The 21320-nt window shown below is 71.5% G+C and carries 17 protein-coding genes; 10 read left to right on the forward strand and 7 right to left on the reverse strand.

Annotated features, from left to right (window positions below):
- Positions 1 to 6: 6 nt before the first annotated feature.
- On the reverse strand, positions 7 to 1068 hold the full coding sequence (gene ispH / locus LIV37_RS38550) for a 4-hydroxy-3-methylbut-2-enyl diphosphate reductase (protein ID WP_121824022.1): 1062 nt from the start codon (positions 1066 to 1068) through the stop codon (positions 7 to 9).
- A gap of 755 nt (positions 1069 to 1823) precedes the next feature.
- Between ispH and LIV37_RS38555 the strand changes: the two genes are divergently transcribed.
- The 3 genes from LIV37_RS38555 to LIV37_RS38565 are packed head-to-tail and all read left to right on the forward strand — an operon-like array spanning position 1824 to position 5875.
- Positions 1824 to 3008: a 3-deoxy-7-phosphoheptulonate synthase gene (locus LIV37_RS38555; RefSeq protein ID WP_121824021.1), complete on the forward strand. Its 1185-nt coding sequence runs from the start codon at positions 1824 to 1826 to the stop codon at positions 3006 to 3008.
- A 43-nt stretch (positions 3009 to 3051) separates the two neighbouring features.
- On the forward strand, positions 3052 to 5184 hold the full coding sequence (gene pabB, locus LIV37_RS38560; protein ID WP_020872489.1) for an aminodeoxychorismate synthase component I: 2133 nt from the start codon (positions 3052 to 3054) through the stop codon (positions 5182 to 5184).
- A 55-nt stretch (positions 5185 to 5239) separates the two neighbouring features.
- Positions 5240 to 5875 (forward strand): TetR/AcrR family transcriptional regulator, encoded by a 636-nt coding sequence (locus tag LIV37_RS38565; RefSeq protein WP_020872490.1) that lies wholly within the window; start codon positions 5240 to 5242, stop codon positions 5873 to 5875.
- Here the strand turns inward: LIV37_RS38565 and LIV37_RS38570 are convergent.
- Positions 5866 to 6327 (reverse strand): MaoC family dehydratase, encoded by a 462-nt coding sequence (locus LIV37_RS38570; RefSeq protein ID WP_020872491.1) that lies wholly within the window; start codon positions 6325 to 6327, stop codon positions 5866 to 5868. The genes LIV37_RS38565 and LIV37_RS38570 overlap by 10 nt on opposite strands.
- A 272-nt stretch (positions 6328 to 6599) precedes the next feature.
- Positions 6600 to 7211, reverse strand: a complete 612-nt coding sequence (locus LIV37_RS38575) for a hypothetical protein (protein WP_020872492.1) — start codon at positions 7209 to 7211, stop codon at positions 6600 to 6602.
- A 200-nt stretch (positions 7212 to 7411) separates the two neighbouring features.
- Between LIV37_RS38575 and LIV37_RS38580 the strand changes: the two genes are divergently transcribed.
- Positions 7412 to 10246 carry a penicillin acylase family protein gene (locus LIV37_RS38580; RefSeq protein ID WP_020872493.1) on the forward strand — a complete coding sequence of 945 codons (2835 nt, stop codon included), beginning with the start codon at positions 7412 to 7414 and terminating at the stop codon, positions 10244 to 10246.
- A 50-nt stretch (positions 10247 to 10296) separates the two neighbouring features.
- Here the strand turns inward: LIV37_RS38580 and LIV37_RS38585 are convergent, their stop codons facing one another.
- Complete coding sequence (locus LIV37_RS38585) at positions 10297 to 11610, reverse strand: serine-threonine protein kinase (protein ID WP_121824020.1); 1314 nt, start codon at positions 11608 to 11610, stop codon at positions 10297 to 10299.
- A 299-nt stretch (positions 11611 to 11909) separates the two neighbouring features.
- Here LIV37_RS38585 and LIV37_RS38590 point away from each other — a divergent pair, with 299 nt between their 5' ends.
- The 4 genes from LIV37_RS38590 (at position 11910) to LIV37_RS38605 (ending at position 16247) form a co-directional block, all read left to right on the forward strand.
- Complete coding sequence (locus tag LIV37_RS38590) at positions 11910 to 12950, forward strand: LysR family transcriptional regulator (protein ID WP_020872495.1); 1041 nt, start codon at positions 11910 to 11912, stop codon at positions 12948 to 12950.
- Between the two features lie 176 nt (positions 12951 to 13126).
- Positions 13127 to 13909, forward strand: a complete 783-nt coding sequence (locus tag LIV37_RS38595) for an SDR family oxidoreductase (protein ID WP_020872496.1) — start codon at positions 13127 to 13129, stop codon at positions 13907 to 13909.
- Between the two features lie 70 nt (positions 13910 to 13979).
- A complete protein-coding gene (locus LIV37_RS38600) occupies positions 13980 to 15623 on the forward strand; it encodes a class I adenylate-forming enzyme family protein (RefSeq protein ID WP_020872498.1) in 1644 nt (547 codons plus the stop codon).
- Between the two features lie 30 nt (positions 15624 to 15653).
- Positions 15654 to 16247: a TetR/AcrR family transcriptional regulator gene (locus LIV37_RS38605; RefSeq protein ID WP_121825018.1), complete on the forward strand. Its 594-nt coding sequence runs from the start codon at positions 15654 to 15656 to the stop codon at positions 16245 to 16247.
- Between the two features lie 125 nt (positions 16248 to 16372).
- On the opposite strand, the gene LIV37_RS38610 is transcribed toward LIV37_RS38605, so the two are convergent.
- From LIV37_RS38610 to LIV37_RS38620, 3 genes are all read right to left on the reverse strand, one after another.
- The gene (locus tag LIV37_RS38610; protein ID WP_020872500.1) at positions 16373 to 17587 is read right to left on the reverse strand and encodes an acyl-CoA dehydrogenase family protein; all 1215 of its coding nucleotides are present in this window, start codon (positions 17585 to 17587) and stop codon (positions 16373 to 16375) included.
- A gap of 7 nt (positions 17588 to 17594) precedes the next feature.
- Positions 17595 to 18617, reverse strand: a complete 1023-nt coding sequence (locus tag LIV37_RS38615) for a phosphotransferase family protein (RefSeq protein ID WP_020872501.1) — start codon at positions 18615 to 18617, stop codon at positions 17595 to 17597.
- A gap of 320 nt (positions 18618 to 18937) precedes the next feature.
- Positions 18938 to 19339: a winged helix-turn-helix transcriptional regulator gene (locus LIV37_RS38620; RefSeq protein WP_020872502.1), complete on the reverse strand. Its 402-nt coding sequence runs from the start codon at positions 19337 to 19339 to the stop codon at positions 18938 to 18940.
- A 122-nt stretch (positions 19340 to 19461) separates the two neighbouring features.
- Between LIV37_RS38620 and LIV37_RS38625 the strand changes: the two genes are divergently transcribed.
- Together LIV37_RS38625 and LIV37_RS38630 are read left to right on the forward strand one after the other, a co-directional pair.
- Entirely contained in the window at positions 19462 to 20115 is a 654-nt protein-coding gene (locus LIV37_RS38625; protein WP_020872503.1) for an NADPH-dependent F420 reductase, read from the forward strand.
- A gap of 201 nt (positions 20116 to 20316) precedes the next feature.
- Entirely contained in the window at positions 20317 to 21243 is a 927-nt protein-coding gene (locus tag LIV37_RS38630; RefSeq protein WP_020872504.1) for an NADP-dependent oxidoreductase, read from the forward strand.
- Positions 21244 to 21320 lie beyond the last annotated feature (77 nt).

Raw genomic sequence — 21320 nt, forward strand, 5'->3', positions numbered from 1 at the left:
GGACCGTCACTTCGTCCTCCTAGGGGTTCCGGCCGGTGCGTCCGATGGGACCTTCGACCAGGCGTCGTCGAGCCGTTCCCGGTCGTCGGACCGGATGCCGTCGGTGAGCGAGAGGGGCATGGAGAAGACCACGTCCTCGACGGCCGTGGACTCGATGTCGACCTGGTCATGGCCGAATTCGGCCAGCCGGTCGAGGAGTTGGTGGACGAGGGTGTCCGGGACGCTGGCGCCGGAGCTGACGCCGACGGTGGTCACGCCCTCCAGCCAGCGGTTGTCCAGCCGGGAGACGTCCGGGACCAGGTGGGCGGGGGTTCCGGCGTCGCGGGCGACATCGACCATCCGCTGGGAGTTGCTGGAGTTCTCCGAGCCCACCACCAGCACCAGATCGGCCTGCTGGGCGAGGGACTTGATGCCGTTCTGCCGGTTCTGGCTGGCGTAGCAGATGGTGTCGGTCCCGGGGCCGGCGATGTCGTCGAACCGCTCGGTGAGGGCGCGGACGATGCCGGCGGTCTCGTCCACCGACAGGGTGGTCTGGGTCAGATAGGCCACCGGGGTGTCCCGGGGCAGGTCCAGCCGTTCGACGTCCTCGACGGTCTCCACGACCAGGGTCTCCCGCGGTGCCTCTCCGCGGGTCCCTTCCGTTTCCTCGTGTTCCGCATGCCCCACGAGCAGCAGTACCCGGCCGTCCCTGACCATCCGGCGCGCCTGTTGGTGCACCTTGGCGACCAGAGGGCAGGTGGCGTCGATGACCTGCAGATCTCTTGTGGACGCGGCGGCGCGGACGGCGGGTGCGACACCGTGTGCGGAAAAGAGGCACACGGCCCCTTCGGGAACGTCGTATTCCGATTCCACAAAGCGTGCGCCCTTGCGCTCGAGGAGGCCGACGACGTAGTGGTTGTGGACGATCTGTTTTCGAACATAAATAGGCGGGCCGTATACCTCAAGTGCCCGCTCGACCATGGCAATGGCGCGGCGGACGCCCGCGCAGAAACCGCGGGGTTCGGCGAGGATGACGCGTTTGCGGGGCGCTCTCGTATCGGGCTGGGAGGTCTTCGTGCTTAAGTGCATGACGTATTGCTCCAACGCCGGCTTGCGGCTCGGATGAGAATGGGCGCGTCGCTGTGCGGCCATGCCGCCTAAGGCGGTCATGGCTTTGTCCTGGCGTTTGCGGATGGCTGCCGAAGCGTCGGCGGCCCAGCGGCAAGCAATTGCTCACACGGCCATAGAAGCCGGTCTGAGCTGGGAAGACGCCGAGAGAGCCGCTACCAGGAGGCAGGGCGTTAAGGACGGTCTCCGGAAGCCGGTGCCCGGAGCCGATGCGATGGAAGAGACATTCACTTACCCCCGTAAGTCTCATGTGATTTCTACGCCATCCGTTGCAGTGCCCCCACTGGATAAGCGCAGGTCGAAAACACTATAGAAGGCGAGTCTGAGTGCAAGTCTTACGCATGTGACCTTCGTCACATTCCGAAATATCGGCGGAACTGTCGCTTACGGTTACACCCCATTGCTAAGCTCCCTGCCGCGTTGAATCGACCGTGTCGTCGGCTGCGCAACGGGGGCTCTGAGCCGGAAATTCCGGTAGTAACCGCTGGTAATCCCTTCCCGGGTGATGAAGAAATTCACTCGAAGGAGTGACGGACGTATATCCATCATTTCTATCTCCGCTGGTCGCGGTTTTGCGACCCGGAGCGGATACGTCCGTTTCCTCGGTTCCGTCGACCCGTCCGGCCCGCCGGTTCGGGGACCCCACGGGTGTCCCGCGCCGCCTCGGCGCTTCAGCAGGATGTGTCCGGCCCGACCGACCAGTGGAGGCTCCGTTCATGACCGCTCCCGGCCCGACCGCGGAGAAGGTGACCGCTCAGCAGCCGCCGTGGCCCGACCCGGACCGGCTCGATGAGATCCGGCACGCCCTGAGCGGCCGCCCCGCGCTGATCCCCCCGGAGGAGACCGAGCAGCTCACCCGGCGGATGGCCGCCGTGCAGCGCGGCGAGGCCGCCGTCCTCCAGGGCGGGGACTGCGCCGAGCTGTTCGCCGACGCCGCGCCGCCGGTGGTGCGGCGCAAACTGGGGCAGCTGCGCGAGCTGTCCACGGCGATCCGCACCGGTCTCGGCCTCCCGGTGGTGACGATGGGCCGGATCGCGGGCCAGTACGCCAAGCCCAGATCGGCGCCGTACGACGTGCTCGCCGACGGCGGCCGGTTACCCGTCTACCGGGGGGACGCGGTCAACGGCGCCGCCGCCGATCCGCGCGCCCGGATCCCCGACCCGGACCGGCTGCTCACCGCCTACGACCGCGCGGCCGCCGTGCTGTCCACGATGCGGAACGAACAGACGGCCCACGACGACGCCGAGCGGATCCACGCCTCCCATGAACTGCTGCTGCTCCCCTACGAATTGCCCCTGATCCGGGCGGCCGCCGACGGCGGCGGCTTCGCCTCCTCCGCCCACTTCGGCTGGATCGGCGAGCGGACCAGGGACCCCGAGGGGCCGCACATCCGGCTGGCCGCCTCGATCCGCAACCCGGTCGGCGTCAAGGTGGGGCCGTCGGCGACCCCCGCGGACCTGGTGGAACTGGCCCGGCTGCTCAACCCCGGGCGCCGGCCCGGCCGGCTGACCTTCATCGTGCGCATGGGCGCGGACCGGATCGGCTGGCTGCTGCCGCCGCTGGTCGAGGCGGTCGCGGAGACCGGGATCCCGGTGGTCTGGCTGAGCGACCCCATGCACGGCAACACCATCCGCTCCGGAAGCGGTCACAAGACCAGAACCCTGTGGGCGATCCGCGACGAGATGGCCGCGTTCCACCGGATCCTGCGGGACCGCCGTCAGTGGCCCGGCGGGCTGCACCTGGAGATGACGCCGGAACCGGTCACCGAGTGCGTCGCGGAGGCCGGGGACGCCGGGCCCGCCGCGTTCCCCCGGTTCCGGTCCCCCTGTGACCCCCGGCTGAACCCCGAGCAGGCCGCCGAAACGGTCCACGCGTTCACCTCGCTGCTCCGCGCGGGGTGAACCGTGCCGGTCATCCTTAAGCTCCGATAGGTTCGAGGTTTCGATGCGCACGCTGCTGGTAGACAACTACGACTCCTTCACCTACAACCTGTTCCACTACCTGGCCGAGGTCAACGGCCGGGAGCCCGAGGTGATCCGGCACGACGACCCCGGCTGGAAGTCCGAGATGCTGCGGGACTTCGACAACGTCGTCATCTCCCCAGGACCCGGCAGCCCCGAGCGCGCGGCCGACTTCGGCGTCTGCCGTGACATCGTCCTCGAAGGCGGCCTGCCGCTGCTCGGCGTCTGCCTGGGCCACCAGGGGGTGGGCCTGCTGAGCGGCGCCCGGGTGGTCCGGGCCCCCGAGCCCCGGCACGGGCGGCTGTCCCGGGTGACGCACGACGGCACCGGTCTCTTCACCGGACTGCCCAGCCCCTTCGACGTCGTCCGCTACCACTCGCTCACCGTCACCGACCTGCCCGAGGAACTGCGGGCCACCGCCTGGACCGAGGACGGTGTGCTGATGGGGATCGCCCACCGCGAACGGCCCCTGTGGGGTGTGCAGTTCCACCCCGAGTCCATCTGCACCGAGCACGGCCGGCTGCTGCTGGACAACTTCGCCGGCCTCACCCGGTCCTGGCAGACCCGCGCGGAAGTGGAGCCGGCGGCGCGGCGGCGCGGCACACCCTCCACCCTCCGCGGCGGCGCGGAGCCCACCGCCGCGCCGCGCACCACCCCGCGCTCCCTGCGGGTGCTGGTGGAGACCCTGCCCACCCGCTGGTCCGACGAGGTCGTCTTCGACCGGCTCTTCCGCGCCGACGGACACGCCTTCTGGCTGGACAGCAGCGCCACCGGGGGCGAGCGCGGACGGTTCTCGATGATGGGCGACGCCTCCGGGCCGCTGGCCCGGGTCGCCACCGCCGACACCTGGGCGGGCACGGTCACCGTCACCGCGGGCGGCTCCCGCGAGGTGCTGCACGAGGAGTTCCTGACCTGGATCGAGCGCGACCTGCGCGCCGCCCGGGTCCAACTGCCCGCGCTGCCCTTCGACTTCGCCCTCGGCTGGACCGGATACCTCGGGTACGAGCTCAAGGCCGAATGCGGCGGTGAGCGGACCCACCGCTCCCCGGAGCCCGACGCCGCGATGGTCTTCGCGGACCGCGCCGTGGTGTTCGACCACCAGACCTCGACCACCTACCTCCTCGCCCTGGCGGAGGAGGGCGCGGAGCGGGGCGGCGAGGAGCAGGCCAGGACATGGCTGCGCGGGACCGCCGGGCGGCTGGCGGAGCTGGCCGGGCGGGAGCCCCGCCCCACCCCGCTCACCACCGGCCCGGACGAGGTGCGGCTGCGCCATGACCGCGAGCGCTACCTGGAGAAGATCGCCACCTGCCAGGAGCTGATCACCGCGGGGGAGACCTATGAGGTGTGCCTGACCAACATGGCCGAGGCCGAAGGACGGGTGGACCCGTGGGCCGCGTACCAGTATCTGCGCCGGCTCAGCCCCGCGCCGTTCGCCGCCCTGCTCCGCTTCGGCCCGCTGTCCGTGCTGAGCACCTCGCCCGAACGCTTTCTGCGGGTCTTCCGGGACGGCACCGTGGAGTCCCAGCCGATCAAGGGCACCCGGCCGCGCGGCGGCTCCCCGGCCGAGGACGAACTGCTGCGGGTGGACCTCGCGACCAGCGAGAAGGACCGCTCCGAGAACCTGATGATCGTCGATCTGGTGCGCAACGACCTCGGCCGCACCGCGGAGATCGGCTCGGTGCGGGTGCCCAGGATATTCGACGTCGAGACCTATGCGACGGTCCATCAGCTGGTCAGCACCGTACGCGCCACCCTGCGGCCGTCCACCTCCGCGGTCGAGAGCGTGCGCGCCGCCTTCCCCGGCGGGTCGATGACCGGTGCGCCCAAGATCCGCACGATGCAGATCATCGACGATCTGGAGGCCGGGCCGCGCGGGGTGTACTCCGGCGCCATCGGCTACTTCTCGCTGTCCGGGGCGTGCGATCTGAGCATCGTGATCCGCACCCTGGTGGTGACCCCGGAGCGGGTCAGGTACGGGGTGGGCGGGGCGATCGTGGCGCTGTCCGACCCGGACGAGGAGTTCGAGGAGACGGCCGTGAAGGCGACCCCGCTGCTGCGGCTGCTGGGCGCGGAGTTCCCCGGCCGGGTGGGCACCGAGACGGCGGCGGCCCGCTGAGCGTCCACCGGACAGGACCTAAGCGCTTGCTCACTCTCCGTGTAGGGTGTGCGCCATGGACGCGGAGCCCAAGAACACCGGAGGCAAGGTCGAGCCCTGGGGCGACATCACCCCCGACGCCGCCCGGCGGCTGGTGAGCGCCGCCGTGCACGCCTTCGCGGAGCGCGGCTACCACGCCACCACCACCCGGGACATCGCCAGCCGCGCCGGAATGAGCCCGGCCGCGCTCTACATCCACTACAAGACCAAGGAAGAGCTGCTCTACCAGATCAGCAAGGTCGGCCATGAGCGGGCCCTGACGATCGTGGAGCGGGCGCGGGACAGCGAAGGCACCCCCGCCGAGCGGCTGGCCGACGCCGTCCGCTCCTTCGTCCGCTGGCACGCCGAGCACCACACGACCGCGCGGGTGGTGCAGTACGAGCTCGGCGCGCTCGCGGAGGAGCACCACGCCGAGGTCATCGCGGTCCGCAAGGCCACGGACGGGGCGGTGCGCTCGATCATCGAGGACGGGGTGAAGGCGGGCGTCTTCGACGTCCCGGACGTCCGCGGCACCACGGTCGCGGTGCTGTCCCTGTGCATCGACGTCGCCCGCTGGTTCAACGCCGCCGGGCGCAGCACCCCCGACGAGGTCGGCGACCTCTACGCGGGTCTGGTGCTGCGCATGGTGGGGGCCGGCGGCGGTCAGCGGTAGAAGCGGACGACGGATTCCGCCGCACACACCGGCTTGTCGCCGCCCTCCCGCTCCACGGTCACCGTCAGCGTCATCTGGAGACCGTCCTTGACCTCGGCCACGTCCACGATCCGGCCGGTGGCGCGCAGCCGGGAGCCGACCGGGACGGGGGAGGGGAAACGGACCTTGTTGACCCCGTAGTTGATGCCCATGCTCACGCCCTCGACCCGCAGCAGCTGCGGGGTGAACGACGGCAGCAGGGACAGCGTCAGATAGCCGTGCGCGATCGTGGTGCCGAACGGACCGGCGGCCGCCCTCTCCGGGTCCACGTGGATCCACTGGTGGTCGCCGGTCGCGTCGGCGAACAGATCGACGCGCTTCTGGTCGACCTCCAGCCAGTCGCTGGGGCCGAGTTCCTCGCCGACCGCGGACCGCAGTTCATCGGGCGAGGTGAAGATCCTGGGCTCTGCCATGCGTGCCTCCCGGGCAACCACTCACTAAGCGACTGCTCAGCATGGTGGGCTGACCTGGGCGCTGTCAACGCGGCCCGCGCCGACGCGGCCGTCGGCGTGCGTCAGCTGTCGACGGCGAGTGTCGGCGATCGACGGCGAGTGTCAGCGGTCGAGGGCGAGTGTCAGCTGTCGACGGTGACCGACGGCGGTCTCAGGGGATTCCGGCGCGCTCGCCGGTCGTCCGGTTGTTCAAAGGGTCCGACGAGCGCGCTCCCGGCCGGGGCGGCCGGGTGTCATACGGCGGCGTACCGGCTCATCCGGACCACGCGCCGGGCCGCCGCCAGGGCCTCGGTGGTCAGCAGCGGCAGCGGCACCACGATGCCGCAGTCCGCGCAGACCGGCCCGGCCGAGGGATAGCGGTCCAGGTCCTCGCGCCAGACCAGGCTCGGTCGGATGCAGACCGGGCAGGCCGCCCCGGGGCCCGACTCCATCGCCGCGATCAGCCGTCGCAGCACATCGGCGAGGCGGTCGTCGGGGTGGGTCGAGGGGCTCTCGCAGGGAATGATGTCGCATCCGCCCCAGGTGCGCAGATGCCAGTCGTCGACAGCGCTCGGCTGCCGGATGCCGAGAAGTTTCTCCTGCCTGCGCCGGGCGGCGAAGTCCGCCTCGTACGCGAGCCACAGGGTGCGGGCCTCCTCGAGCTCCTCAAGGGCGGTGAGCAGTCCTAGGGGGTCCGGCCTGCGATCCTCCGGGGTGATCCCGGAGCGGGTGCACAGATGGTGCCAGGTCGCCCGGTGCCCGTACGGCGCGAACCGTTCCAGGCATTTGCGCAGCGATGTGCGCCGAGCGGTGATGTGTCTGCGTGGATTGCGAACCTCTCGGGCGAGTGCTCTGAAACCGGCCACTTCCTACCACCTCCGCGATTGCGGACCCGACTCGTTGTCGAATGGACGTAACGCAGCGCGATCCGGATCCATCGAATTCCCTGGATCTTCGCGGGCAGTCCTCATTGGTCCCCAAGCGGAAAGAAGTTGACGCCCGCTCATCTTCCGGGCCGCTAATACCGCCGGTAACCTCCGTCCGACGGCAATCGGGAGGAGCGCACATGCGACGACGAACCCCCAGGCCCACCAGAACCCGCAAGTTCACCAGTACCGTGCTCGCCGCGGCCGCCGCGCTCGGCCTCGGCATCGCCCTCGCGGCCCCGGTGCCCCAGCCGGCCCGGGCGGAGCCCGCCCCGGCGGCCGCCACCGACTACTGCCGGGGCCAGTGCTCCGACATCCTCCCACCGGGCGCCACGGGCAACGCCACCCTCGCCGACATCCTCGCCAACCGGGTGCTGGGCACCCACCCCGAGCACAGCGCCGACCAGCTCGGCCCGTACGGCGATCTGGCGAGCGGCTACCCCACCCTCACCGACGACAAGCTGAACAGCTTCTTCAACGACTCCTCCTTCGGGGTCCCCGCCGACCAGGTCGCCTCGGTGACCAAGCCGCGCGACGACGTCACGATCACCCGCGACAAGAAGACCGGCGTCCCGCACATCCAGGGCACCACCCGCGAGGGCACCGAGTTCGGCGCCGGATACGCCGCCGCCCAGGACCGGCTGTGGCTGATGGACCTCTTCCGCCACGTGGGCCGCGGCGAGCTGACCCCGTTCGCCGGCGGCGCCCCCGCCAACCAGGGCCTGGAACAGGACTTCTTCCGCCAGGCGCCGTACACCGAAGCGGACTACCAGGCGCAGATCGACTACATCCTCGCCCACGGCGGAGAGCGCGGCCGCCAGGCGCTGGCCGACGCCCAGGCGTATGTCGACGGCATCAACGCCTACGCCAAGAAGTCCAAGGACGGCCGGTACTTCCCCGGTGAGTACGTGCTCACCGGCCATATCGACGCGATCACCAACGCCGGTGAGATCCAGCCGTTCAAGCTCACCGACCTGATCGCGCTCGCCTCCGTCGTCGGCGCGCTCTTCGGCAACGGCGGGGGCGGCGAGGTGGAGGGCGCGCTCTCGCTGCTCGCCGCCCAGCAGAAGTACGGCCTCGCCGAGGGCACCAAGGTGTGGGAGTCCTTCCGGGAGCGCAACGACCCGGAGGCGGTGCTGACCGTACGGGACGGCAGCTTCCCGTACGCCGGGAAGCCCGCTGCGCCCAAGGGCACCGCCCTGCCCGACAGCGGCTCGGTCACCCCCGAACAGCTCGTCTACGACCGCGAGGGCGGCGCCGCCACCAAGGCCCGCACCCGGGTCAGGGCCCCCAAGTCGTCCCTGGAGCCGCTGCGCGGCATCTACGACGACGGAGTGCTGCCCCGCGATCTGTTCAGCCGGAAGAAGGGCATGTCCAACGCGCTCGTGGTCTCCGGCAAGTACACCGGGAGCGGCCACCCGGTGGCCGTCTTCGGCCCCCAGACCGGCTACTTCGCCCCGCAGCTGCTGATGCTCCAGGAGATCCAGGGCCCGGGGATCAGCGCCCGCGGCGCCTCCTTCGCGGGGGTCGGGATGTACGTCCAGCTCGGCCGGGGCCAGGACTACGCCTGGAGCGCCACCACCTCCGCCCAGGACATCACCGACACCTACGCGGTCGAGCTGTGCTCCCCGGACGGCTCCGCGCCGTCCAAGGACTCCACGTACTACCGCTATCGCGGCGCCTGTGTGCCGATGGACAAGCTGGAGCGGCGCAACGCCTGGAAGCCCACCCTCGCCGACTCCACCGCCGCCGGCTCGTACCGGATGCAGGTCTACCGCACCAACTACGGGCTGGTGACCCATCGCGCGACCGTCGGCGGCAAACCGGTGGCCTACACCATGCTGCGCTCCACCTACCGCCACGAGGCCGACTCCATCATCGGCTTCCAGATGCTCAACGACCCCGGCTATGTGACCGACGCCAAGTCCTTCCAGAGCGCGGCGCAGCACATCAACTACACCTTCAACTGGTTCTACGCCGACTCCCGGCAGACCGGGTACTACAACAGCGGGCTCAACCCGGTGCGCGCCGCGGACGTCGACTCCTCGCTGCCGGTGCAGGCCGAAACCGCCTATGAGTGGCGGGACTTCGACCCGAAGGACAACACCGCGGCCGCCACCCCGCCCGCCGAACACCCCCAGTCCATCGGCCAGGACTACTACATCAGCTGGAACAACAAACTGGCCAAGGACTACAGCGCGGCCGGGTTCGGCAACGGCTCGGTGCACCGCGGCAACCTCCTCGACGACCGGGTGCGCGCCCTGGTCCGCAAGGGCGGTGTCACCCGCTCCGCGCTCACCCGTGCCATGGCCGAGGCGGCCGTCACCGATCTGCGCGGTGAGGACGTGCTGCCGGAGCTGCTGAAGGTGGTGCGCTCGGGGCCCATCGACGACCCCCAGCTGGCGACCGCCGTACAGCAGCTGGACTCCTGGCAGTCGGCGGGCTCACAGCGCCATGAGACCAGCGCCGGATCGCACACCTACGGCCACGCCGACGCGGTGCGGATCATGGACGCCTGGTGGCCGCTGCTGGTCGAGGCCGAGTTCAAATCCGGCCTGGGCGACGGGCTCTACGACGCGCTGCGCACCAATCTGTCCGTCGACGAATCGCCCTCGGCCGGGCACGGCCCCACCGGCTCGCACGCCGGATCGTCCTTCCAGTACGGCTGGTGGTCCTATGTCGACAAGGACCTGCGCACGGTCCTCGGTGAGGACGTCAAGGGCCCGCTGGCCCGGCCGTACTGCGGCGGCGGGCAGCTGACCGCCTGCCGTGACGCCCTGCTGGCCAGCCTGAAGACGGCCGTGGGCAAGACCGCCGCCCAGGTCTACCCGGGGGACGACAACTGCTCCGCGGGCGACCAGTGGTGCGCCGACACCATCATCCAACGGCCCGTCGGCGGGCTCACCCACGACAAGATCAGCTGGCAGAACCGGCCCACCTTCCAGCAGGTGGTGGAGTTCCCGGCGCACCGCTGAGGCCATGAGGGCGGGGCCCCGCACCCGGCGGGGCCCCGCCCTCAGGACCGCTACCCCTCTCCGATCCGGCCCGCGCGCAGCACCACCCGGGCCAGCTCCTCATGGCAGATGTCGCTGTGTGCCCCGGCCGGCGGCACACCGTGCCGGACCACCTCCGAGACATCGACGCTCACATAGCCCCCGGCCGGGAACGGGCCGTCCAGCGCCTCGGCCAGCTCCAGCCGCCGGCAGTCCGCCACCGCCTGGACGCCGTCGTACCCGATCGCCCCCCAGCGGATGTCGCCCGGCAGCAGCGAGGCATCGTCCCAGGACACCCGCGACGCCACCGGGTACAGCAGCCCGAGCGCGGTGTCATGGCGCGAATGGCAGGACACCACGGGCCCGCCGACCCGGCGCGGGGCGTCGTGCAGCACCCCGCCGCGGTCGGCGGCGTGTGGCAGCCGCTCGGCGAAGGCGTAGTGCGAGAACGCCCCCTGGAGCAGGGTCACCGACGCCACCGTGACGCCCTCCTCCAGCCCGGTCAGCGCGAACGACACCAGCCGGCCGCCGAAGCTGTGGCCGACCAGATGGAGCCGCGGCGCGGGCCGCAGGGCCGCGAGGGCGCCGAGCACCGGCCCGAGGCCCTCGCGCCCGACCGTGCCGGCCCGCCGCTTCATCACGTAGTACGTCCCCTGGCGCAGCAGTTCGTGCGCCCCGTCCCAGAGCCCGCCGAGCCCGCTGTCGAAGACGGCGCGGTCCTCCGCGTCGGTCTTCCCGCGCGCCTCGGTGAGCGCCGCGGCGAACCGCTCGCAGACCTCGGTCACGTCCTCCCCGAACATCGCCGGTACGCCGTCCTCGTCCGGCTCCGCGTCGGTGTCCGCCGCGTCCCCCGCGCCGCCGGACATCGCGCGCACCCGCACCAGACCGCGCAGCAGCACCGCGAACTCGTCCAGCGCCGCCAGCCGTTCCGGCCGCTCGGCCAGCAGCTCCGCGAGGCGCGCCACGATCTGCTGCCGCCCCGGGAAGACCACCTCCAGCGCCCGGTGGGTCTCCGCGTCGAGCCCCGGGGGCGCCCCGGGCGCCTGCTCCCGGGGTAAGCCCCCGAGCGACTCGTCGGCGAACCGCATCGACGGCCACACCACTCCCACATAGCCCGGCCGCGCCGGGCCCGCCTCGCCGAGCAGCCCCGGGAAGGGCGCGAAGAAGCGGTCGTACAGTCGTGTGGCCATCGTCCGGGTGTTGTTCCAGCCGTGCGAGAACACCACCAGATCGGTGAGCTCCGCCTGCGCGGCCTGTTCCAGCAGCCGGTCAAGCTGCCGGGTGTCGACGTCCCCGTAGGCGTCGAATCTCAGCTCCCAGTACGGCCTTACGCTCATCCCCGTCATCGTTCTTTCCCCTCGGATGGTCCGATGTGCGTGCATCGTCCCAACTGCTCCGACCGCTGGCCATACGACACGCGTACGGTCGCCGTCGGACAATCGGCCAGCCGTTCGACTTACCCGGAATGGGACGGGCGGAACCTGGAATGTTGGGCTCCGTCATCATCCGGCGATAGGGAATTCCCGAATATCCATCGGAAGAATATCGCCGCTGTTCTCGGGATCAGTACATGACAAGGCGCTGCACTATGCTGCGAACGGAAACGTCATTGGGGTGCCGAATACTCTTCGAGCGGAAGGCCGGAATGCCCTTAAAGGATCGATGGCAGTACCCGACGGCGCTGCTGGACACCACGATGGACCAGCTCAGGACGTTGCTCGCGGTCCATGAGGCGGGTACCGCGCTGGGTGCCGCCCGGCTGCTGGGGCGGGAGCAGTCCAGTGTGCAGAAACAACTGGACACCCTGAACCGGAACTTCGGCGCACTGTGCGGAGAGCCGCTGGTGGTCAAACGGGGACGCAGTCAGAATGTGCTCTTCACCGCGACCGGGGAGTCACTCGCCGGACTCGCGCGCGGCACCCTGGAGGACTGGCGGGACGGGCTGCACGACTGCCGCCGCCGACTCGGCAGCCGGCTCGTGGTCGGCTCCACCCGTTACACCCTCGGCTTTCTGCTGAATGCCGTGGAGCTGGTCACCGAGGAATTCGACGGCCGGGGCGTCGAGCTCAAGGTCGAGCATGTGCGCACCCGGGATCTGCTCCAGCGGCTCGACGCCAAGGAGCTCGACCTGGTCTGCGGCAGCGTCCTCACCACGGCGGGCCACGACGACCGGCTGAGAGGCTTCGAGGTGATGGAGTGGCGGCGCAGCGGTCTTTCCCTGGTCACCAGCCTCGACGCCGAGGAACTGCCCGGGCCCTCGGTCCCGGTGAGCGAGCTGCCCCGGCTGCCGCTCGCGGTCTCGGCCGACGGCCTCATACCCGGCTTCCTGCGCGGCTGGTTCGGCGCCCGCTACCGCCAGGAACTGCACATCGCCGCCGAGATCGACACCGTGCAGTACGGACTTGAGCTGCTCTCCTCGGGGGTGCTGCGCGGCTGTGTGCTGGTCACCGAGGGCATCGGCGACGCGGTGGCCGACGGGCGGATCCGGGCCGGGGCCGGGCTGCGCACCCTGGAGCTGACCGACGGCATGGGCCCGGAGCTGGAAGTGCTGGTCGGGGTGTTCGTACGGGCCGGGGAGCGCTCCGCGCAGGACGCCGGCCATCCGCTCAATGTGCTGTGGAGCGCGCTCGCCGGGGAGAACGCGCGGTGGCGCAGCGTCATGCGCAAGGAGCGCCCCGGCCGGTAACCCGCCCGCCGTCGGCGGGTGATCCCTCGACCGTCGGTGGGTAATCCCTCGACCGTCTGCCGGTAACCCCTCGACCGTCCGCGGGGTGGCAGATGTGCCTCTTCCGTTTGCACATACCGACTGGTTAGTCTGCTGCGGCAGGAGCCTGACAGAGCCGATCCGAGGAGCTGCGAATCGTGGGTACCGTGCATGGGGCGCGTGTAGTGGTCACCGGAGCGGGCGGCGGCATCGGCGCCGCCCTCGCCCGGCGCTTCGCCGCCGAGGGCGCCCAGGTCGTGGTCAACGACCTCGACGCGGCCAAGGCCGCCTCCGTCGCCGGGGAGATCGGCGGGATCCCCGTCCCCGGTGACGCCTCCGGTGTCGTACCCGCGGCGCGCGAGGCGCTGGGCGGCGGCATCGACATCTTCTGCGCCAACGCGGGGGTCGGCCACGACGGCGGCCCCGAGGCCGACGAGGCGCTGTGGCAGCAGTCCTGGGACGTCAATGTGATGGCCCATGTGCGGGCCGCCCGGGAGCTGCTGCCCGAGTGGCTGGAGCGCGGCAGCGGCCGCTTCGTGGCCACCGTCTCCGCCGCCGGGATCCTCACCATGATCGGCTCGGCGCCGTACGCCGTCTCCAAGCACGCCGCGCTCGCCTTCGCCGAATGGCTCTCGGCCACCTACCGCCACCGCGGCATCGGCGTCCACGCCGTCTGCCCGCAGGGGGTGCGCACCGACATGCTCACCGCCTCCGGGACCGCCGGGGAGCTGGTGCTGGCGCCCACCGCGATCGAGCCCGAGCAGGTGGCCGACGCGGTCCTCGCGGGGATCGACGAGGAGCGCTTCCTGATCCTTCCGCACCCCGAGGTGGCCCGCCACTACGCCTCCCGCGCCGGTGACACCGACCGCTGGCTGGGTGGCATCAACAAGCTCCAGCGCAAGCTCGAAGAGGTCGAGGCGGCGTCCGGGACCTCGGGCTGACCCGGCGGCCGGTCGCTCCCGTATCTTCCCGCCCCACCACCCTCACCCCCGTCCAGACAGGGCCGCTCCCATGACCACGTACCAGGACCAGCCATGGCTCGCTCAGCTCAATGAGAAGCAGCGCCGGCCGATCGTCCCGCGGCCGAGTCCGCTGCACGCGTTCCGGGACGCCGTGCGCACCGCCCCCGACCATCCGGCGCTCGCCTACTTCGACGGACGGCTGACCTACCGGGAGGCCGACGAGCTCTCCGACGGCATTGCCGGCCATCTCGCCGAGCGCGGCTTCAGGCCCGGCGACCGCGTCGCGATCATGCTCCAGAACACCCCGCACTTCGTGCTCGCGCTGCTGGGGGCCTGGAAGGCGGGCGGTACGGTCGTCCCGGTCAACCCCATGTACAAGGGCGCCGAGCTCGCGCACATCCTCGGCGACGCCGAGGTGAGCGCCCTGGTCTGCTCCCGCCACGGCTGGGAGGACTACATACGCGACACGGCCGCCGCGTCCCCGGTGCGCATCGCCCTCACCGCCGACGCCCGCGACCTCCAGACCCGCGACGACGAGCGGGTACTGCGCGACCAGCCCATCCCGGTCCCCGAGGACACCCAGGATCTCCTCACCGTCGCCCGCGCCGGGGCCCGCCCGCCGTCCGTCCCCGCCCCGAGCCCCGATGACATCGCACTGATCAGCTACACCTCCGGGACCAGCGGCACCCCCAAGGGCGCCACCAACACCCACGGCAACATCTCCTACAACGCCGACCGGCAGCACCTCCTCCATGAGCTGCCCACCGGTTCGACGCTCTTCGCGCTCGCCCCGCTGTTCCACATCACCGGCATGGTCTGCCAGCTGTGCGCGTGCGTCTCCGGAGCCGGCACCCTGGCCCTGGCCTACCGCTTCGAGACCGGTGTCGTCCTCGACGCCTTCGCCGAGCACCGCCCCCTCTACACCGTGGGCCCCTCCACCGCCTTCATGGCGTTGATGGCCCACCCCCGGGCCACCCGCGACCACTTCTCGTCCTTCCGCATCATCTCCTCCGGCGGCGCCCCGCTGCCGCCCGCGCTGGTCGAACGGTTCCAGAGCGGCTTCGGCCCGTATCTGCACAACGGCTACGGCCTCACCGAGTGCACCGCGCCCTGCGCCAGCGTCCCGCCCGGGGTCCGCGCCCCCGTCGACCCGGTCTCCGGCACCCTCGCCGTCGGCGTCCCCGGCGCCGACACCGTCGTGCGCATCGCGGACGACGAGGGGCGGGACGTGCCGTTCGGCGAGCAGGGCGAGATCGTCGTCAGCGGCCCGATGGTGGTGCCCGGCTACTGGCGGCGGCCGGAGGCGACCGCGGCCGCCCTCCCGGACGGGGAACTGCGCACCGGCGACATCGGTTTCATGGACGAGGGCGGCTGGCTGTACGTGGTCGACCGCAAGAAGGACATGATCAACGCCTCGGGGTTCAAGGTGTGGCCGCGCGAGGTCGAGGACGTGCTCTACACTCACCCCGCCGTGCGGGAGGCGGCCGTCGTCGGCAAACCCGACGCGTACCGCGGCGAGACGGTCAAGGCCTATGTGAGCCTCCGATCAGGGGCCGAGGTCACACCGGACGAGCTGTCCGCGTACTGTGCGGAGCGGCTGGCCGCGTACAAGTACCCCCGCGAGGTGGAGATCCTGCCCGAGCTGCCGAAGACGACCAGTGGCAAGATCCTCCGGCGGGAACTGCGAGGATGAGAGAGAAGAGGAAGAGAACGGGTGGCGACCATGGCCAGAGCGACGGACGGTGACGGACAGCCGGTGCCACAGCGGCTGCTGGCCGCTGCCACCCGCCTCTTCGCGGAGCGGGGCTACGACCGGACGTCCGTACAGGAGATCGTCGAGGCGGCGGGCGTCACGAAGGGCGCGCTCTACCACTACTTCGGCTCCAAGGACGATCTGCTCCACGAGATCTACGGCCGGGTGCTCCGGCTGCAGCAGGAGCGGCTGGACGCCTTCGCGGACGCCGACGCGCCGGTGGAGACGCGGCTGCGGGAGGCGGCAGCCGATGTCGTGGTGACCACGATCGAGAACCTCGACGACGCGACCATCTTCTTCCGGTCGATGCACCAGCTCAGCCCGGAGAAGCACAAGCAGGTGCGCGCCGAACGGCGCCGCTACCACGAGCGGTTCCGCGCGCTGATCGAGGAGGGACAGCGGGCCGGGGTGTTCAGCTCCCGGACCCCGGCGGACCTGGTGGTGGACTACCACTTCGGCTCCGTCCACCACCTGGGCACGTGGTACCGGCCCGGCGGCCGCTGGGCCCCCCAGGAGGTCGCCGACCACCTGGCCGACCTCCTGATGCGCGCGCTACGGCCGTAATTCCAGCCCGTCCAGGGGGCACCTCCCAGCGGCAGCTGGGGGAGCTTGAGGACCGGGGGTCTGGGGGCGGGGCCCCCAGTTACGGGAAGGGGCGGGGTGGGGAACAAACCCCGCCCCCGCCCCGCCTACACGTACCGCTTCAACTCCCGCCGCGCCAGCGACCGCTGATGCACCTCGTCCGGCCCATCGGCCAGTCGCAACGTACGCGCGGCAGCCCACAGCTCGGCCAGCGGAAAGTCCTGGCTCACCCCACCCGCGCCATGCAACTGCACCGCCCGGTCCAGGATCTCCACCACCGTGCGCGGAGTCGCGATCTTGATGGCCTGGATCTCGGTGTGCGCCTCGCGGTTGCCCACCGTGTCCATCAGCCAGGCCGTCTTCAGCACCAGCAGCCGAAGCTGCTCGACCGCCACCCGCGCGTCCGCGATCCACTCGTGCACCTGCCCCTGCTGGGCGAGCGCCTTGCCGAACGCCTGCCGGGCCACCGCCCGTCGGCACATCAGCTCGATACCGCGCTCGGCCATGCCGATCAGCCGCATGCAGTGGTGGATCCGGCCGGGGCCGAGGCGGGCCTGGGCGATGGCGAAGCCGCCGCCCTCCTCGCCGATGAGGTTGCCGACCGGCACCCGCGCCCGGTCGAAGACCACCTCGGCGTGGCCGCCGTGGTAGTGGTCCTCGTAGCCGTACACCCGCATCGCCCGCCGCACCTCGACACCCGGGGTGTCGCGCGGCACCAGCACCATCGACTGCTGGCGGCGCACATCGGCGCCCTCCGGGTCGGTCTTGCCCATCACGATGAAGATCTTGCAGTCGGGGTTCATGGCCCCGGAGATGTACCACTTGCGCCCGGAGACCACGTAGTCGTCGCCGTCGCGCTCGATCCGGGTCTCGATGTTGGTCGCGTCGGACGAGGCGACCTCCGGCTCGGTCATCGCGAAGGCCGACCGGATCTCGCCCGCGAGCAGCGGCTCCAGCCACTGCTTGCGCTGCCGCTCGTCGCCGAACTGGGCGAGCACCTCCATGTTGCCGGTGTCGGGGGCGGCGCAGTTCAGGGCGGTGGGGGCCAGCTGGGGGCTGCGGCCGGTGATCTCCGCGAGCGGGGCGTACTGGAGATTGGTCAGCCCCGCGCCGTACTCGGCGTCGGGCAGGAAGAGGTTCCACAGGCCCTGGCGGCGGGCCTCGGCCTTGAGCTCCTCGACGATCGGCGGGGTCAGCCAGGGGGAGTCGAGGGCGGCCCGCTGCCGCTCGGCCACCGCCTCCGCGGGATGGACGTGCTCGTCCATGAAGGCGAGCAGCTTGGCGCGGAGCTCTTCGGTCCGGGCGTCGAATGCGAAGTCCATGACGGGATCAGCTCTCCTGGAGGGTGGTGAGGCCGTGGTCGATGAAGGCGGGGACGATGTCGCCGATGCGGTCGAAGCCCGCGCCGAGGGTCTGGCCGAGGGTGTAGCGGTAGTGGATGCCCTCGAGGATCACCGCCAGCTTGAAGTAGGCGAAGGCGGTGTACCAGGAGACGCCGCTGACATCGCGCCCCGAACCCTCGGCGTAGCGCTGGATCAGCTCGTCCGTGGAGGGGTGGCCGGGGGCGCCCTGGGTGGAGGAGATGGGGGAGTCGGCGAGATTCGGATGACCGCTGTACATCACGATCAGTCCGAGGTCGGTCAGCGGATCGCCGAGCGTGGACATCTCCCAGTCGAGGATCGCGGTGATCCGGTCGTCGGCGTTCACCAGGACGTTGTCGAGGCGGTAGTCGCCGTGCACGACCGTGGGCGCGGGGGAGGCCGGGAGCGCCTTGGCGAGCCGGGTGTGCAACTCGTCGATCCCGGCCATCTCACGGCTGCGCGAGGCGGTCAGCTGCTTGCCCCAGCGGCGCAGCTGCCGCTCCAGGAACCCCTCCGGGCGCCCGAAGTCACCGAGGCCGACCTCCGCCGGGTCGACGGAGTGCAGCGCCACGAGCGTGTCGACGAGGGAGAGCACCACCTCCCGGGTGCGCTCCGGACCGATGGCGGCGAGCTGCTCGGCGGTGCGGTACGGGGTGCCCTCGACGAACTCCATGACGTAGAAGGACGATCCGATCACCGACTCGTCCTCGCACAGCAGCACCGGCTCCGGCACCGGCACGGCGGTCGGGTGCAGGGCGCTGATCACCCGGTGCTCCCGCGCCATGTCATGGGCGGTGGCCAGCACATGGCCCAGCGGCGGACGGCGGACCACCCAGCGCGACGTCCCGTCGGTGACGGTATAGGTGAGATTCGAACGGCCGCCTTCGATCAGCTCGGCCCTCAGCGGCCCGCGCACCAGCCCCGCGCGTTCACGGTCGAGGTGGGCGCGGAGCCGTTCGAGGTCGAGCCCTGGGGGATTGCCTGCGTTCATCGAACCTCTCTCGTACTCGTATACGGGGAACGGGCGGGCCGTTCGTCCCGCCTCATGATGCCGACCAGTCGGTATGTAGTCCAGTGGGTCTCGGGTGCGGGGCGTGTGACGTGGCGGTTCGGAGGGGGCTGAGAGGGCGGGCTTGGGGTGGCCTCCCGGGGTGGGCCCGAGGTGGGCCCGCGAGCGGGCCTCCGGGGCGGGGCACCGGGGTGGGCCCTCGGAGCAGGCCACCGGAGCAGGCACCCGGGGCGGGCCCCCGGAGCAGGCGCCCGGGGGCAGGCTCCCGGGGCGGGCCCCCGGAGCAGGCCACCGGGCGGGGCCTACCGCCCCTGCCGACCTCGGCGCCGCTCGGCTCGTTCCTGGGCCTCGACCACCGCCTCCCCGTACGCCACCGACCAGGCGCCGAGCGCCTCGACCGGCCCCAGCAGGGTCTCCCCGAGTGGGGTCAGCCCGTACTCGACCCGGGGCGGCGCCTCCGCGTACCGGTGCCGCTCCACCAGCCCGTCGTCCTCCAGGCGGCGCAGGGTGTCGTTGAGCACCTTCGCGCTGATGCCGCCGATGGCCTCGCGCAGCTCGCCGGGGCGGCGCGGTCCCTCCCGCAGCCCGAAGATCACGACGGCGGTCCAGGTGCGGGCCAGCAGGTCGAAACCCAGCCGCGCCCGGCAGTCGGCGATGAATCCGTCCGGGGCGGTGGGCCGTGTCGGCGTCGCCGGTTCGCTCACTGATGACCTCCTGGCCGATGACCTCCTGGCCGCTGTCCTAGCGCATCCGTCGCACACCGCACGGTGTGCGACGGACTTCCTAGTGTCGCTGCCCTACGACGCGCGAGGATGAGGAGACCGCGATGCGGATCGGAGTGCTGGGCACGGGCAACATGGCCGACGCGCTGGGAACCCAGTGGGCACGGGCGGGCCACGAGCTGCTGATCGGCGGCCGCTCGCGGCCGAAGGCGGTGGCGCTGGCCGCGCGGATCGGCCACGGCGCGCGGGCGGGGAGCTTGCGCGAGGCCGCCGGATTCGGCGAGGTGACGCTGCTGGCGGTGGCGTACGAGGGCGTTGAGGCGGCCCTGGACGCGGCGGGCGCGGCCGAGGGGACGCTGTGCGGCCGGGCGCTGATCGACTGCACCAACGCGATCGTCCCCGGCCGCTTCACCCTCGCCACGGACGGCGGACCGGGCATGGCCGAGCGGATCGCCGCGCGTGCCGTCGGGGCACGGGTCGTGAAGGGGTTCTGCCACTGCGCGGACGCGGTGTGGCGGATGACCCCGCCGGTCTTCGCCGACGGCCCGCTGGGGGTTCCGCTGTGCGGGGACGACGAGGACGCCCTGGAGGCCGTACGGACCCTGGTCCGCGACATGGGCTGCGTACCGCTGGACGGCGGTGGCCTGGAGAGGGCCCGCCTGCTGGAGTCCACCGTGGCGTTTCTGCTGGGCTTCTGGTTCGGCGGGGTGGAGCCGCGCGCCGCGCTGCCGCCGCTGGCGGTGCAGGGGCGGGCGTAGCGGGCGGGGGTGGGCGGCGCGGATGGGTGCGGATGGGTGCGGATGGGTGCGGATTTGCGGTGGCGGTGGGCGAGCAGGAGCGTCGAAGGGGAGGGGCGGGCAAGAAGACGCCGGGACGGGGAACCCGCGAACGAAACCGCGAACCCACGAAGGAAGCCGCGAACCCGCGAACGAACCGCGAAGACCGCGAGGAGCACCACCATGAAGGCCATCAGCTACCGCCGCTACGGCGGCCCCGAGATCCTGGAGTACGGGGAGCGGCCGGAGCCCAAGGTCGGCCCCGACTCCGTGCTGATCAGGGTCAAGGCCGCCGCCGTGAACCCCGTCGACTGGAAGGCCCAGGCCGGATACCTCGAACCGGTCCTGGACGCGGTGTTCCCGGTCATCCCCGGCTGGGACGTCGCGGGGGTCGTGGAGCAGCCGGGCCCGGCGGTGACGGAGTTCCAGCCAGGTGACGAGGTGATCGGATACGTAAGGGAGGACTTCCTCTCCCGGGGCACCTGCGCCGAGTACGTGGCCGCACCCGTCCGCACCCTCGCCCGCAAACCGCGGAACCTCTCCTTCACGCAGGCCGCGGGCATCCCGCTGACGGGCCTGACGGCGTACCAGACGCTGGTGCGGGCGCTGAGGGTCGGCGAGGGCGACACGGTGCTGGTGCATGCGGGCGCGGGCGGGGTCGGCTCGATGGCGGTGCAGCTGGCCCGGCACATGGGGGCGCGGGTGATCGGCACGGCGGGGGAGCGCAACCACGAGTATCTGCGGGCGCTCGGGGCCGAGCCGACCGCGTACGGGGACGGGCTCGCCGACCGGGTCCGCGCCCTCGCCCCGAACGGGGTGGACGCCGTGCTCGACCTCGTCGGCGGCGACGCGCTCGCCGTCTCCTCCGAACTCCTCGCCCCCGAGGGCCGCCTGGCCTCCATCGCCGATCCCGCCGTCCTCGGCCTGGGCGGCCACTACGTCTTCGTCCGCCCCGACCCCAACGACCTCCAGGACCTCACCGACCTTGCCGAACGCGGCGCCCTCGGCGTCGAGGTCTCGGCGGTCTTCCCCCTCCAGAAGACGGCGGACGCGCAGCGTCTGAGCATGGAGGGCCACGTCAGGGGCAAGATCGCCATAACGGTGGACTGACCGGACGCCGCCTGCGGCGGGCCAAGCCCCCGGACCAAGGGGGCTCCGCCCCTTGAACCCTGCCAGGGCTCCGCCCC

Source organism: Streptomyces rapamycinicus NRRL 5491 (assembly GCF_024298965.1).
Taxonomy (GTDB): Bacteria; Actinomycetota; Actinomycetes; order Streptomycetales; family Streptomycetaceae; genus Streptomyces; species Streptomyces rapamycinicus.